Below are 15,132 nucleotides of genomic sequence, written 5' to 3' on the forward strand. Positions count from 1 at the left end.
GTTAAACTTTTATACATTTAAAAAGTCAAAAGGGAAAGTTTAAAATGAACGAACAAAAAAACATAGAATCACCACTTTCAGGAATTCCTAAAAAAAATCCGTTTGAGGTTCCTGAAAATTATTTCGAAACCTTGCAAGACAAGATTGAAGCAAGAATTGATGCCGAAAATCTTACTTTATCAAAGAAACAGCAAGTGATTCGAATACTAAAGCCTGTATTATCTATGGCTGCAAGCTTTGCATTGGTTTTTCTTTTAGTGTATTACCCATTAAACAGATTCCTCCCAGATTACCTGGCCAAGAAGGAAATTTCTAATTACAACGAAGCGATAAACACATCAGAGGATGACCTAATATTCTCTTATCTTTCTATTTCAGAACATTCGATATACGAAATTTTTGGAGATAAAGAAGAACAAATAAATAACGAAGTAAGTGAAGAAGAAGTTCTTGACTATCTTACGATTGCAATGAATGAGACAGAAATCTTTGCGGAATTAAAAAACTGAAAGTTTAAAATTTAATGAAATGAAAAAAATTATTTTATTTCTTGCTTTAACAATAACAGCTTCAAACTATGTCCTTGCTCAACGAGAAATGAAGATTGATGACGAATGGATGCAAAAAATCAGAGCAGAGAAGATTGCTTTTCTAACAAATAAACTTTCACTAACGCCGAAGGAAGCTCAAGATTTTTGGCCAATCTATAACGAATTTGAAGAGAAACGCTTTGAAATACACATGAAGCGCAGACACATGGAACACGAAACCATGGATAAGACTGAGGGATTGACGGATTCTGAACTAAAAGCGATTTCAAATGATTTTATTAACTTATTTCAGAAAGAAGCAGATATAATGAAAGAGTACAATAAAAAATTCTTCAATGTTTTACCTGCGGAAAAAGTAGTCCGGTTTTACGATGTTGAAAATGACTTTCGATCCCATTTGTTACAGGAATTTAGAAAGGAAAGAAAAAACGGTGAACCTAGATAAATTAAGAGGCAGATTTAGCTGCCTTTTTTTTATTGTATAAACTTTCCGCGGTCCAGAAAACCAACTGTATCATTGATCCCCTCATACATCAAGGTATCTTCCTCAACAAATTTCACAACAGTTCGATATTCCTTTACAAATTCCTCGAGGTAAGGAGAAGTTTTTGCAGGTCTCCTAAACTCTAACGCCTGCGTGGCATTGTAAAGCTCAATGGCCAACACTTTCAAAACATTATTCGCCACTTTCAAAGCTTTTGTAGCGGCATTCCCCCCCATACTCACATGATCTTCCTGCTCATTGGATGATGGAATTGAATCTACCGAAGCCGGTGTGCACAACTGCTTATTCTGACTAACAATGGATGCTGCAGCATATTGGGGAATCATAAAACCTGAATTCAGGCCTTGATTAGCAACCAAAAATTCAGGCAAATTACGCTCGCCAGAAATCAAGCGATAAGTGCGTCTTTCTGAAATACTGGCTAATTCTGCCAAAGCTATTGCCAAATAATCAAGTGTTAGAGCCAATGGTTCTCCATGAAAATTTCCGCCAGAAATAATTAAATCGTCATCGGGAAAAACAGTTGGATTATCAGTTACCGAATTAATTTCAGTTTCAACAACACCAGCAATATAATCCACTGCATCTTTTACTGCTCCATGAACTTGAGGAATGCAGCGAAATGAATATGGATCTTGCACATGCAACTTTTCTCGTCCAATTATTTCGCTCCCATCAAGAATATGCCTAAAGTTCCGCGCAGTCTCAATTTGTCCTTTATGAGGCCGGATTTCTTGCACTTGCGCCATGAAAGGCTCAATTAATCCATCATAACAGTCCAATGAAAGCGCACCAATAATATCCGAATATTTTACAATTTTAAAAGACTTTAGCAATGTATAAACCCCATGCGAACTCATAAATTGAGTTCCATTCAGAAGAGCTAAACCTTCTTTGGCCTCTAAACGAATTGGCTCCCATTTCTTTTCTTTCAGAACCTTCTGTGCCGAAACCTTCTTTCCTTTATAATTTACAGTCCCCAACCCAAGAAGCGGTAAAAACAACATAGCCAGTGGCGCTAAATCACCGCTCGCACCAAGCGATCCTTGCTCAAAAACTTCTGGTAGAATATCTTCGTTAAACAGATCAATAATTCGTTGAACAGTGATTAACTGAACGGCTGAATTACCTTTGGCCAATGCATGTGCCTTTAACAACAACATAATCCTCACCACATTCGAAGGAATTTCATCACCAATATTGCACGCATGCGAAACTACCAGATTTTCCTGCAACTTACTCAAGTCAGATTTTGATATTTCGCGATCACAAAGTGCTCCAAACCCGGTATTTATGCCATAAATGGGGTCTTCACTTTCTGAAAGTTTTTGATCGAGGTATTGCTTTGATTTATTGATTAACAGAATAGACTCTTCTGATAAAACCAGCTTTCTTTTTTCCTCTAAAATTTCTTCAATCAATTCGAAAGTTATAGGTTTCGGAGTGATACAGTGATTCTTTTGCTTCATCATTTGTAAGTTATTTGAATAAAATATTGAATACGAATAGAAACGGATGACAGTTGTTTTTAACAATGTCGATTTTATTCAAAATGAAGCATCATGGAAAACGAGTATCGCTTCCCAGTAGTTTTATCGGACGGTCGTCCTTTTTATATGAATGGATAAGTACCTGCCACATACTAGCAAGTACGGCAATTAAAGCTTATACAGAAAGGATTTTTATCAGTTCTTCCGGTGTTACCAATTCTTGATTACCCGACTTCATTTCTTTAAGATTTACCTTTCCCTGTTCCATCTCCTGCTCTCCTACCATAGCAACGTAAGCGACTTGTTTACGATCTGCCCAGGTCATTTGCTTTTTCATCTTGGCATTTTCAGGATAAATTTCAGCATTCACCCCCGCTTGTCTTAATTTTGAAAGTATAGGTAAACAGAAAGCTTCTTCCTTTTCTCCGAAATTCACAAACAACACTTTTGTTGAAGTAATTGCTTCGTCCGGAAAAAGTTCCAATTGGGTCAACACATCATAAATACGATCGGCACCAAACGAAATCCCAACTCCTGAAACATCAGGCATTCCAAAGATTCCGGTTAGGTCATCATACCTACCTCCACCACAGATACTGCCAATCTGAACATCGTTGGCTTTAACTTCAAAAATAGCACCAGTATAATAATTCAGGCCGCGAGCCAAGGTTAAATCAAGTTCAACAATAATATTTAACTCAAAACCATCAAGGTATGCAAATAGCTTGCGAACTTCTTCAATTCCTTTTATACCAATTTCAGATTCTGAAATCACCTTCTCAATTTGATCAAGCTTTTCAGAATTATCGCCACTCAATTTTAAAATCGGTTGCAATTTCGAAACGGCTTCTTCAGAAATTCCCTTATCCAGTAATTCCTGATTAACTTTTTCCAGACCAATTTTATCGAGTTTATCAATAGCAACCGTAATATCAACAATTCGATCTAACTCACCAATAGTTTCGGCAATACCGGCTAAAATTTTACGATTATTGATTTTAACCGTTGTATTGATATTTAATATATCGAAGACATCGCTGATTATTTGAACCAATTCCAACTCATTCAACAAAGAATCACTTCCAATAATATCAACATCACACTGATAAAATTCACGGTAACGCCCTTTCTGCGGCCGATCGGCACGCCACACAGGTTGAATTTGATATCGTTTAAACGGAAACGAAATATCATTTCGATGTTGAACCACAAAACGAGCGAAAGGAACTGTCAAATCATACCGCAACCCCTTTTCTGAAATTTTATTCGTCAGGCTGATGCTGTTTCTTTTTTGCAACTCACCCTCATCAACCTTTGAAATAAAATCACCGGAGTTCAATATCTTAAAAAGCAACTTATCACCTTCTTCTCCATATTTTCCCATCAAAGTAGATAAGTTTTCCATTGCCGGAGTTTCAATAGGTTGAAATCCGTAGGTTTGAAAAACTGCCTTAACTGTGTCGAAAATATAATTTCTCCTTGCCATTTCTGTAGGAGAAAAATCGCGAGTACCTTTAGGAATTGATGGTTTTTGAGCCATAACTTTTTGCTTTTCGTTGAAGCTGCAAAAATAACCAATTTAAGGATGCGTTCAAGCCCTCATTGGAAATAATAAGATTTTCTGCTGATCACAAGTTGAAAAGATAGCCAATTGAGAAACTAAAAAAGGATGTATTCGGGTATTCAATGGTATAATCCATCGAATGAGGAAAATTCTTTTTCCATGAAAATTCGATGTCAAAATTTTTGAGAGAAAGATTTAAGGGAACTTCAATACTAGTGTTCAACATTCCAAAAACATCTTCATAATAATAGGTATCAGTCAAATCCGGATATTGATCAAGTAAATACGCAGACAAATCATATTCAACTGTTTCGGACCCATAAGTGAACGATACTTCCGGCTCTATACGCAGCTTATTTAATCTTCCGAATTTTAACAAGTTGATTTTACTATAGATATCCCATGAAAGTTGAGTTCCAAATTCTTTTCCTAACAAAAATGAAGCATCAAAACGTGTACTTACAATTTTACTTTTCAAGGTCGTTCCAACATTTAGGCTGCTTGTATAAATGGGTTCATAGTCGGGATCTTGGTTGTTGTAAAAAAACAAATCATAAGATGCTCTATACCTTAAAAATTTTATTTTTTTCAATCCCTTTCCATATCCCAATGTGAGCACAGTTGTTCTATAATTTGGATCCAGGTCACTATACCACGCTCCGGAAACCCCAGCATAAAAACCTTTTGTGTGTAAATAAAAAAGCTGACTGGATAAATTATATTGATCAATACCTATTTCACGGCCGGCATAAAAAGTTTTCGCATCATAATTGGCTCTCCAATACAAAAATTGCGTACTGTAATCCTCTGCAAATAGATCTGAATAAAAATCATCAAATAGCACAGACTCCACCAGCGAATCAAGGCGATTTTCCTGAATCTCCAGAATAACATCTTTCTGAGCCAAAATACTACCAATTGAAAACAAGAATATAAATGACAATAAAAACTTTTTCATTCCGATATGATGAATAGATTATTAGATAAAGAAAATCTGCCAGCTGGAAACTGGCAGATTAGAAAGAATAATGCATTGGGCTAGTTTCCCCCTTTTTGACCCTGTCTTGCGCGTTGTCTCAAGGTTTCAACTTGTTCGTCAGTCAAATTTCCTTTGAATTCCTGACGTTGTTCCTGACGAGTTTCACGTGCTTGCTCCATTAAGGTTAATTGTTCTTCAGACAAAGACGCATGAAATGCTTCACGTCTTTGTGCACGGGTCATTTCAGTATTCTGTAGGATTGCTAATTGCTCTTCGGTTAATGAACCTCTGATCGCCTCGCTCATAGGCTGATTCGCGGCACGGCCACCCATAAACTGGCCTTTTCCTGCAGTTTCACCATTCATTCCTTTTTGAAGCTTACGCATTTGAGAATTACTCATTGTTGCACGAAAAGTTTCTCGTTGTTCTTCTCTTAATGCTTGATTTTCTTCCCACATAGCTAATTGTTCTTCCGTAAAGGTAGCATGAAGTGCTTCCCTTTTCTCCTCACGGGTCATTTCAGTATTTTCCAGAATAGCCAATTGTTCTTCCGTAAAAGTAGCGGTAAATGCTTCCCGTCTTTCTTGATTCTCAACTCTGTTTTGTTCCAGAATTCCCAATTGCTCATCAGTTAGTTGAAGCCGATTTCTTTCCCCTTTCCTTTGCTGAATTGGTTCCTCTGTTTGTGCCATCGCTGATCCAACCATTATGGCCAGAATCATCGTCAATGCTGCTAATGTTCTAACTAAACTTTTCATTCTATTTTCTATTTAATTTGATAAATTGATTGATTTCATGAGTGAACCGAACTCAACACATTCTACCCTACCTTTTGTATTGTAAAATTTTAATCAGAACAAGAACAAACGCACAAGCACGTGATTATATGCACATTAAAACTCCAAAATGACGCAATTAAAATTATACAACTTATAAAAACAGATACTAAAATGAGAAATTAATAAACATCGCAGGTGTAAAAGGAACAGCTTCGGCATGGTAATTTACAGTTACATCCTGGTCATCTGGAATTTGTATAAAGTTGGCATACTTGATGTTCTCATAATTAAAAACATTCAAAATAGAGATACCAGCTTCAAGCAATACTTTTTTTGTTGTCAATTGATAAATCAATGCCACATCAAATCGATTATATGGTTTTTCAAGATCACCACCAGCCTGTAAATTTCGTAAATCAGGGAATCCAGATCCATATACATAATTCATTGAAAAGAAAAAGGGTTTCAAATTTAATATGGTCGCAAACTTCACTTCATGACGTTGGTCGTGCAGTGCCCGTCTATATTTATCAAGAATAAAATAGGGGAATTTCTCCAAGGTTTCACTAAGTGAATAACTAACCCAGGCAGAGTGCCCTTTATATTCTTTCTTGATGAAAAAATCCAAGCCTTTACTTTTGCTCTGACCGATATAAACATCCTGAAAACGTTGATTTTGTCTATACCTGGTCAAGCCTTCAGTGCGTTTATCATATCCTTCCACACTAACCGTAAAATCATTTTTATTATAATTTAAACCAACAACGAAATGTCTGGATTCCTGAACAGGAACCTGATCTCCATCACTAATTGTCCAGAAATATCGATAATCACCAAATTCGTCAACAACAGAACTTCTAACCAAAAATTGATTATAAAGCCCCCATGCACCGGTCAACTTTAAATGATCAGTAAATCGAATCTTTGCAGACAAACGTGGCTGAATAGAAGTCTTCGATAATCCAACTAAATAATTTCCTCTCAATCCGGCAATCAGTTGAATTTCGGGAAGGATAGACCATCGATCCTGAATAAATCCACTTACTCGGGTATCGGTCAGTTCCTGATTAAAAACATTTACTTGAAAAGAATCTTCTCCTGATTGAATTCGATCATAAAAATAATTCGCTCCAAATTTTAATTGGTTTCGATCAGTCAATGCCAATTGGTGGTCAATTTTTAATGCCAACTCTCCAACCTGATTCTTTGAGTCGGAGTCTGTACTTTCCCAATTTATTCCACCTCCACCCTGTCCATTTCCACCAGGTCGCTGAACTTGCCAGCCATCACGCAAGATTGAAACTTGAGTTTCGATTCCCGATGCCGAAAAGGTAAAATGAGTCTGTGATCCATCCGACCAACCTTTCCCATAATAGAAAGATCCACCTGTTTGGTAATTGTGCTCCTCCTGCTCATTAACTATCCGAGTTTGCCGTGTCTCATTAACAATAGAATAGGAAAAACGGTCGGTTGCCCCCATCCAACTGATGCGATATGAATCTCCATTTTTTGTGTTTCCAGAGAATTTTAAATTAAAATCACGAAAATTATAATCCGGATAAATATACCGATCCACCAAATTTCCAGTATTAGCATTTCGCCCTCGGGCTACACTTAGTACATTTTTATCGTAGAGTTCATAATATGTTTGCCTGAAAGCTACGACCACCGAAGCTTTTTTCTGAATTGGCAAACTAAACATACCATTCAGTGTCATATTATTCAAGGTGAGATTTACATGAGGTGATTCTTTATCGCCGTCAACACCTGTAATATTAACTAATCCTCCTACACGTTCTCCATATTCAGCTCCATATCCACCTTTAAAAACCTGTATATCTTTTGCCATGAATGGATTTACAGCACTGATATTATCGTTAAAATTCTTCATTCCGAATAAGGTGAACCCATCAAATAGCACTTGGCTCTGACCTTCGTAACTTCCCCAAATAATGAGATCATTTGATTGTTCTCCAGCGGCTAAAATACCAGGTTGCAGTCGAAGTAAATTAAAAACAGAATTGTCACCATTTCCCGGCAAGTAATTTGCCACTTTATGGTTTAACTGAAATCCACCAGCTGTTTCACCAACCAGAATATTTCGCACTACCTGTTTCCCTTCAACACGTACTTCCTTTAACTTGACATTGAAGGATTTCAATTTCACAATATGATTGATGCCTGCAGTCAACAACGTGTCCAGTAAGTAATACCCCAAATGCGAGGCGCGTAAATGATAGAGGCTATCCTCTGAGGTAAACTGAAAATTTCCCATTTGGTCGGATATACTTCCAAAATCATTTGCAAGTGCATGTGTATATGGCAGCGCTTCTCCTGTTGATGCATCTATAAATTGCCCCGCTAGTCGGAAAACAGGCTTTTCTTTTGGTTTTACGAAAATAGGATAAATAACAAAAATACCTCTGCTGCTTTCATAAGCCAGAGGTAAATCAGTCAATAAAAAATCAAGGGCTTTTTCTGGCGTACTAAATTTTTTATCGGCAGTAATTTTATAGGTTGAAAGCCTGGAATCATCAAATGAAAATTGAAGATTATAATGATCTCTCAAATCAATTAGAACTTCATTTAACGGTTTTTGCTCAGCCTTTACAGAAACAGACTGAGCTTGCAAACCAACACTTGAAGAGATCAGCAATAAAATGAATAGCAACTTCATAAAAAAGCAGCTAATTATTTGGTATGATTTGGTATTCACCCTGTTGTTTTTGTACAAATTTAGCACCAAACGAACGACTCAGCAAACCTAATACATCCTCAATAGGTTCTTCCCGTGAGAAATTTCCAGTATAATTTCTATTCATCGTTGGCGGCACTTGAATTTTCACCCCATATTGACGTTCAATTTCCTTAACAACTTCTGGAAATGGAACAGAGGTAAAGAAGAATTCATTGTCAATCCAGCTAATTGTACTTTCAGGTTTTACTTCATGTCTAACGTAAAAACTGCCAGCATCATTTAGCTCTGCCTGATCATTTGGCATTAATATTACTATGGCATTTGAGGCTTTTACCTGCACCTTCCCTGTCAGACAATTAACACGATAATCGTTTTCCCTCGAGTAAATATTAAAACTCGTCCCCAGAACTTTCGTTTGTCCCTGAAATGAATTGACCACAAACCTGTTTCCTTTTTCAACTTCAAAGAAGGCTTCACCAGAAAAGCTAAGTTTTCGTTCAATTGACCACCAAAGTGGATAATATTTCAAGGTAGATTCAGCATTCAACTGAACTTGTGATCCATCAGGAAGACTCACCGTTAAATGCTGACCGGAAAGAGTTTCAACGGAATGAGAATAGAAACGCAACAAGCCTGTAATTCCCACTAACAATATGAATAAAGCAGCAACAGCATAACGAAAAGCTGGACGAAAAAAGAAAATCACCGTGGCTGGCTTGGAAGTTTCCATTCGGCTCTCCATTTCCTCCCAAATAGCTGATTTGTTTTCCTTCCAACCTATTTGGGTAACATCAGAAAGCTTTTCGTAGTCTTTCCAAGTAATAGATGATTGCTTATTTATTTCTTCCTTCTTCATGATACTCCCAAATTCAATTTTAAGTCTCTAAGTGCCACCTTCATTCTTTTCTCCACCGCCTTTACACTAATACCTAATCGTTGTGCTATCTCTTGATATTTTAGGCCATCCATTCTGCTCATTAAAAAAACGATTCGCTGCTTTTCAGACAATTCAGCTAAAGCTTTCTCATATTTACCTTTCATTTCATTGTACTGCAACTGTTCATCCGGACTGTCATCATCCTGCCCAAACTCAATCCCCTTCCGATAATCCAATTCCAGTCTTTGCCTTCTATATTTACTAATGAACTCGTCTGATGCAATTTTGTAAAGTAACCCCAACGTCTTTTTGCCTTCCCATTTCAACTGCTTTTCCCATAGTCGCATAAATACATCTTGTGCAACATCTGTCGCCAAATCCCGATCTCCCGACCGATAATAAACGTAAGCCCGGATATCGTCAAAGTGCTGATCAAAAACTATTTTAAATTCCTGCTTTGTCAAAGCCTTTACCTTTTAAAACCACTAACTCAAATTACAAATCCTTTTTCGAACCTAACGAATTATCCGTTCTTTTTTATTCATAGTCCGTTTAAAAAAAGTTTTACCCTACCTCCATGTTCATTTTATTTTTTAACTTCATGAAATCATGAAACGATATATCTTATTATTAAATATATGCTTGTTCATCCTTTTAAGCTACAGCAATAGCTATTCTCAGGAAAACATGAACAAAGAATTATTCATGACTTATGAGGATAGCCTTTCAATTAGGAGTGTATTTAATAATTTCAATAGCAAAAAAGAATTACCAATTGGTATTCTTATTACTGAAATCGGAAAATCATTCCTGAAAACTCCTTATGTAGCTCAAACTCTTGAAACCGGCCAAGTTGAAGTAATGGTTGTTAATTTACGACAATTTGACTGTACAACATTTGCAGAAAACTGCCTCGCATTTGCTCAATGTATAAAACACGATCAGACCACAATTGAAGGTTTCATTTCAGAACTTAAGCGGATTCGTTATCGAAGTGGCGAATTTGATGGATACTGTTCACGCTTGCACTACTTTAGTGAATGGATTTCAGATAATGAACAAAAAGGACTGGTAATTCGGCCTAAAGATGTTATGAAAAAAGAGTTACCTATCAAAGTTAATTTCATGTCGAAACATCCTGACAGCTATCCTGCGCTTTACGATAATCCCAAATTCATACCATTAATTGCAGAAATTGAGGAGAATATATCCAGCCAGGAATTCAGCTATTTACCAAAATTTGAAATAGCCGAAAATGAAAATTTATTGAAAGAGGGAGACATTGTTGGAATCACCACAAACATTTCAGGACTGGATGTTGCACATGTTGGGATTATAACATTCAAAAATGACCGGGTTCATTTGCTTCACGCTTCATCTTCTTTAAAAAGAGTTGTTGTATCCGACAAACCACTTTCAGATTTTCTTCAAGCTAAAAAATCATTTACGGGTATCATTGTTGCCCGACCAATCGAATAAACTACTACTATGAGAAAAAACCTGTTATTAGTTACGCAAGTTGCAGCATCAGTGCTGCTATTCTTTTCGTGCAGCCAACCTGTAACAACTCAAAAATCATTGCCAAACATTGTAATTATTCTGGCTGATGATCTGGGATATGGTGATATCAAAGCACTCAATCCGGATTCTAAATTAGAGACACCCCAAATAGACAATCTAATTTCTGAAGGTGTGCAATTCAGTGATGCACACTCGAACTCTTCTGTTTGCACACCAACAAGATATGGAATTTTAACAGGAGAATATTGCTGGCGAAGCCGGATAAAAAAAGGAGTACTTCTGGGATACAGTCCAAGTTTAATTGAAGCCGATAAACTTACAATCCCGAAATTTCTGAAAAATAAGGGGTACCAAACCGCATGTATTGGAAAATGGCACCTGGGTATAGATTGGAAATTGAAAGATGGAAGTTACATCTCCGGCGAACCCGGAAAAGATTTCAGCCAGGAACTAATTGGCTTTAAGGATCACGAAAAGATTGATTTTATGTCCGAAGCCAAAGGAGGAGCTAAGGGTGCCGGATTTGACTATTCATTCATTCTACCTGCCTCTCTTGATTTTCAGCCATATCTTTATCTTGAAAATAATTTGTGTGCAGAAGAGCCAACCGCTCAAACTGAAGGAAATGATTTAAACACTGGAGCAACTGGAGCCTTTTGGCGCCCGGGAATAAAGTCTCCATCGTTTGAGTTTGACCAAGTTCTGCCAACCTTTACCGATAAGGCTGTTAATTATATCAATAAGCAAAAAGACGGAAAAGAGCCTTTCTTCCTCTATTTCCCGATGAATGCACCTCATACTCCATGGATGCCAACTGATGAATTTAAAGGTAAATCAAACGTTGGGCAGTATGGCGATTACGTACAAATGGTAGACTATGAAGTCGGTAAAGTTCTGCAGGCTCTCAAAGAAAATGGGCTTGACGAAAATACGCTTGTATTTTTCACCAGTGACAATGGCGCCTACTGGAAACCCAAATTTATTGAAGAGTTCAGCCATCGTTCAAATGGGTATCGCCGAGGCATGAAAGCTGATATCCACGAAGGTGGACACCGCATTCCTTTTGTTGTTAAATGGCCCGGAAACATTGCTGCTGGCACACATTCTGATGAAACAATTTGTCTTACCGATATTTTCGCAACTATTCAAGCGGTAATCGAAGAGCCTGTTAAACAAGAAGCCGTTGACAGTTACTCGCTGTTACCAGCCATATTAAATCAAGGTGAACTGAATCGGCCACCAGTAATTCATCATTCGTCGCAAGGGATGTTTGCCATTCGTAAAGGTGAATGGAAATATGTTGAAGGATTGGGATCAGGAGGTTTTACTCCACCGGCAAGAATAGAGCCTGAGGAAAATGGACCAACGGGCCAATTATATAATATGAAGTCTGATTCTGTTGAACAAAATAACCTGTTCCTTGAAAATCAGGAAAAAGTAACAGACTTAAAAAATGAATTAGATTCAATCAGGGAATAAGTTTTCCCTTTAGCCACGCTGGGCGGTTGGTTGTAATTCCAACAACACCAAGTTCAACCAACCGTTCAGCTTCAGAAGGTTCATCTACCGTCCATGTCAAAACTTCCAGACGATTATCATTAGCCATTTGCATAATCTTCTCATCAATAATTTTGTGATATAAATTCACTCCTTCCAAACCGTTATCAGCAACTTCTGCCAGGCGCTGATTTAATTCTGAAATATCGTTGCAAAGCCAATAACAAGGACTTTCTGGAAACGCTTTTTTTGTATCCAAAATAGTCGACCACCCAAAACCAATAAAAGTAATTCGATCTGATTTACCACTTTTATCGATTATACTTTTTAATGAAGGAAGCACTTCACTCCCACATTTAATTTCAATTACCAATGTTTTTCCTTCCGGGATTGTTTCAATCACTTCTTCAAGGACCGGTATTTTTTCACCACTGTATTTATCCGCCTTCCAACTTCCCACATCTAATTTTCGTAACACTGATGATTCCGTATCTTTTATCTCGTATGCTTCTCCGCTTGTTTTTTCAGTATTGGCATCATGAATAACCATTACTTTCCCATCTTTCGATAAATGTACATCAATTTCAACAGCGTCAGCACCTAACTGCCAGGCGAGATTTGCTGACGAAACCGTGTTTTCAGGAGCTAAATGTGAGGCTCCCCGATGGGCAATAAACTTAGGCTGGGCAACCGTGCTGATCGCCATGCTCAATAATACCAACAAGATGGACATATTTTTCATATTTCAAAGTTTATTTCTGTAAGTTGCAATTTCTCGAACGAATAATGATCGTTTAACTTCTTAAAAAAAGATTAAATTTGCATTGATCTAATCATTCGCCATGAAGAAATTATCCCAAAAAGCTGTAGTCGGTTTTTTAAAAGCTTTTTCACATTTACCATTTTGGGCAATTTACATTTTGTCTGATTTCTTTTATCTTATTATTTATCATGTTATTGGCTACCGAAAGAAAGTCGTGTACACCAATCTTGGCAATGCATTTCCAGAAAAAAATGAAAAAGAAATTGAACAAATTGCCAAAAATTATTATCACCATCTATGCGATTTGAGTTTGGAATCGATCAAATTGCATCACATCAGTTATAAAGAACTTGACAAGCGGCTCACCTTTACAGGTTTCGATAAAATAAATGAATATTTCAAACAAGGTAAAAGTATTATTTTGTGGGGAATGCACTACAATAATTGGGAGTGGAATTCCAGTATTCAACGTCATATTCATCATCAACTGGTAATGATTTTTAATCCAGTAAGAAATAACCAGGAAATGGAAAAATTCATTCTTGGAATGCGTGAGCGATTTGGAGGAACTTCAATCCCGGTGCATCATTCGGCACGAACGGCAATGCAATTCAACCGGAATGAACGGCCGGGGATGCTTTGGCTGGCTGCAGATCAAACTCCTTTTCAAACCTCACAATATTGGACAACATTTTTAAACCAGGAAACACCATTCTTTAGGGGACCGGATAAGATTGCCCACAAAACGAATCAGCCCATATTTTTTATTTATTTCCAAAAAACAGGGCGAGGGAAATATCACTCCGACCTAATTGAATTATTCTCAGAACCTGCAAAGGAAGATCCGGAAACAATTATGATGACCTATATAGAAGTAGTGGAACGGATCATTAAAAACAAACCGGATTATTGGCTATGGTCACATCGCAGGTGGAAACACAAACGATCTGATGATGTTAGCCTGACCGAAAGAATGGATGTTACTGAATACCTACCAAAAGAATTTAAAAACTTGTGAAAAAAATAGGGAGTCATATCGGAACCCTCTTTTTACATTTGATGGCATTATTGCCACTTCGAGTGCTATATTTGAAAGCCAATTTTCTCTATTTTGTAACCTACTACCTCATTGGCTACAGAAAGAAGGTGGTATTTAGCAATCTTCAAAATTCATTTCCTGAAAAATCGAAAGAAGAAATTAAACAGATTGCGAAGAAGTTTTACCATCATCTTGGCGACATAATGGTTGAATCCGTTAAGTTAAAAACCATGTCCATTAAAACACTGAAAGAGAGAATGGTCGTAAAAAATCCGGAATTGGTGAATCGCTATTTTGATCAGGGAAAGAGTGTGATTGTCCTTACTATGCATTACAATAATTGGGAATGGCAATCGATTTTACAGCAATATTTAAAACATCAATGTTTGATGGTGTATAATCCTGCCCGAAATCTCATATTTGATGCATACATCAATAATATGCGCAAACGCTTTGGCAGTAAACTAGTCTCAACCAAGAAAATATTGAAAACCGTTTTGAAATCACAAAGGAAGAACGAGCCAACGCTAACCTGGCTCTGTGCCGACCAACGTCCAAAAGCAAATACCCGATTCTGGACTACTTTCCTCAATCAGGATGCAGGATTTTTTCCGGGGCCTGAGAATTTGGCAAGGCATACCAATCAAGTGGTATTGTATCAACATATTGAAAAGAAAAGCAGGGGGAAATACGAAACTCATTTTGAAGTACTCTGTGAAAACCCTAAGAAGGTAGCGGCTGATGACATTCTTAAATCCTATGTAAAAAAAATAGATTCAATCATTAAGGATAAGCCTGAGTTTTACCTTTGGTCTCATAAACGTTGGAAACATAAGAACCCAAATCAAACAACCACATAGCACCCTACA

General features: G+C 37.1%; 14 protein-coding genes. 6 read left to right on the top strand and 8 right to left on the bottom strand.

The window, feature by feature from the left end:
* The first annotated feature begins 44 nt into the window (after positions 1 to 44).
* Together ACUNWD_RS07945 and ACUNWD_RS07950 are read left to right on the top strand one after the other, a co-directional pair.
* Positions 45 to 509, top strand: coding sequence for a hypothetical protein (locus tag ACUNWD_RS07945; RefSeq protein ID WP_445587260.1), 465 nt, complete (start codon positions 45 to 47; stop codon positions 507 to 509).
* Between the two features lie 19 nt (positions 510 to 528).
* Entirely contained in the window at positions 529 to 996 is a 468-nt protein-coding gene (locus ACUNWD_RS07950; RefSeq protein ID WP_445587261.1) for a hypothetical protein, read from the top strand.
* A gap of 29 nt (positions 997 to 1,025) precedes the next feature.
* Here the strand turns inward: ACUNWD_RS07950 and hutH are convergent, their stop codons facing one another.
* The 7 genes from hutH to ACUNWD_RS07985 form a co-directional block, all read right to left on the bottom strand.
* Positions 1,026 to 2,528 carry a histidine ammonia-lyase gene (hutH, locus tag ACUNWD_RS07955; RefSeq protein WP_445587262.1) on the bottom strand — a complete coding sequence of 501 codons (1,503 nt, stop codon included), beginning with the start codon at positions 2,526 to 2,528 and terminating at the stop codon, positions 1,026 to 1,028.
* Between the two features lie 193 nt (positions 2,529 to 2,721).
* A complete protein-coding gene (gene hisS / locus ACUNWD_RS07960) occupies positions 2,722 to 4,086 on the bottom strand; it encodes a histidine--tRNA ligase (protein WP_445587263.1) in 1,365 nt (454 codons plus the stop codon).
* A gap of 88 nt (positions 4,087 to 4,174) precedes the next feature.
* Complete coding sequence (locus tag ACUNWD_RS07965) at positions 4,175 to 5,068, bottom strand: hypothetical protein (RefSeq protein WP_445587264.1); 894 nt, start codon at positions 5,066 to 5,068, stop codon at positions 4,175 to 4,177.
* A gap of 80 nt (positions 5,069 to 5,148) precedes the next feature.
* Positions 5,149 to 5,847 carry a hypothetical protein gene (locus tag ACUNWD_RS07970; protein WP_445587265.1) on the bottom strand — a complete coding sequence of 233 codons (699 nt, stop codon included), beginning with the start codon at positions 5,845 to 5,847 and terminating at the stop codon, positions 5,149 to 5,151.
* A gap of 187 nt (positions 5,848 to 6,034) precedes the next feature.
* Complete coding sequence (locus ACUNWD_RS07975) at positions 6,035 to 8,545, bottom strand: TonB-dependent receptor (protein WP_445587266.1); 2,511 nt, start codon at positions 8,543 to 8,545, stop codon at positions 6,035 to 6,037.
* Between the two features lie 10 nt (positions 8,546 to 8,555).
* Positions 8,556 to 9,422 (bottom strand): FecR family protein, encoded by an 867-nt coding sequence (locus ACUNWD_RS07980; RefSeq protein ID WP_445587267.1) that lies wholly within the window; start codon positions 9,420 to 9,422, stop codon positions 8,556 to 8,558.
* Positions 9,419 to 9,907: an RNA polymerase sigma factor gene (locus tag ACUNWD_RS07985; protein ID WP_445587268.1), complete on the bottom strand. Its 489-nt coding sequence runs from the start codon at positions 9,905 to 9,907 to the stop codon at positions 9,419 to 9,421. The genes ACUNWD_RS07980 and ACUNWD_RS07985 overlap by 4 nt, the downstream gene beginning before the upstream one ends.
* Positions 9,908 to 10,052: 145 nt before the next feature.
* Between ACUNWD_RS07985 and ACUNWD_RS07990 the strand changes: the two genes are divergently transcribed.
* Together ACUNWD_RS07990 and ACUNWD_RS07995 are read left to right on the top strand one after the other, a co-directional pair.
* Positions 10,053 to 10,922: an N-acetylmuramoyl-L-alanine amidase-like domain-containing protein gene (locus ACUNWD_RS07990; protein ID WP_445587269.1), complete on the top strand. Its 870-nt coding sequence runs from the start codon at positions 10,053 to 10,055 to the stop codon at positions 10,920 to 10,922.
* A 9-nt stretch (positions 10,923 to 10,931) separates the two neighbouring features.
* Positions 10,932 to 12,443 (top strand): sulfatase family protein, encoded by a 1,512-nt coding sequence (locus ACUNWD_RS07995; RefSeq protein ID WP_445587270.1) that lies wholly within the window; start codon positions 10,932 to 10,934, stop codon positions 12,441 to 12,443.
* On the opposite strand, the gene ACUNWD_RS08000 is transcribed toward ACUNWD_RS07995, so the two are convergent.
* The gene (locus ACUNWD_RS08000; RefSeq protein WP_445587271.1) at positions 12,433 to 13,203 is read right to left on the bottom strand and encodes a glycerophosphodiester phosphodiesterase family protein; all 771 of its coding nucleotides are present in this window, start codon (positions 13,201 to 13,203) and stop codon (positions 12,433 to 12,435) included. The genes ACUNWD_RS07995 and ACUNWD_RS08000 overlap by 11 nt on opposite strands.
* A gap of 100 nt (positions 13,204 to 13,303) precedes the next feature.
* On the opposite strand from ACUNWD_RS08000, the gene ACUNWD_RS08005 reads away from it, so the two are divergent.
* The gene (locus ACUNWD_RS08005; RefSeq protein ID WP_445587272.1) at positions 13,304 to 14,242 is read left to right on the top strand and encodes a lysophospholipid acyltransferase family protein; all 939 of its coding nucleotides are present in this window, start codon (positions 13,304 to 13,306) and stop codon (positions 14,240 to 14,242) included.
* Positions 14,239 to 15,123, top strand: coding sequence for a lysophospholipid acyltransferase family protein (locus ACUNWD_RS08010; RefSeq protein ID WP_445587273.1), 885 nt, complete (start codon positions 14,239 to 14,241; stop codon positions 15,121 to 15,123). The genes ACUNWD_RS08005 and ACUNWD_RS08010 overlap by 4 nt, the downstream gene beginning before the upstream one ends.
* Positions 15,124 to 15,132: the final 9 nt, after the last annotated feature.

Source organism: Sunxiuqinia sp. A32, from assembly GCF_052690465.1.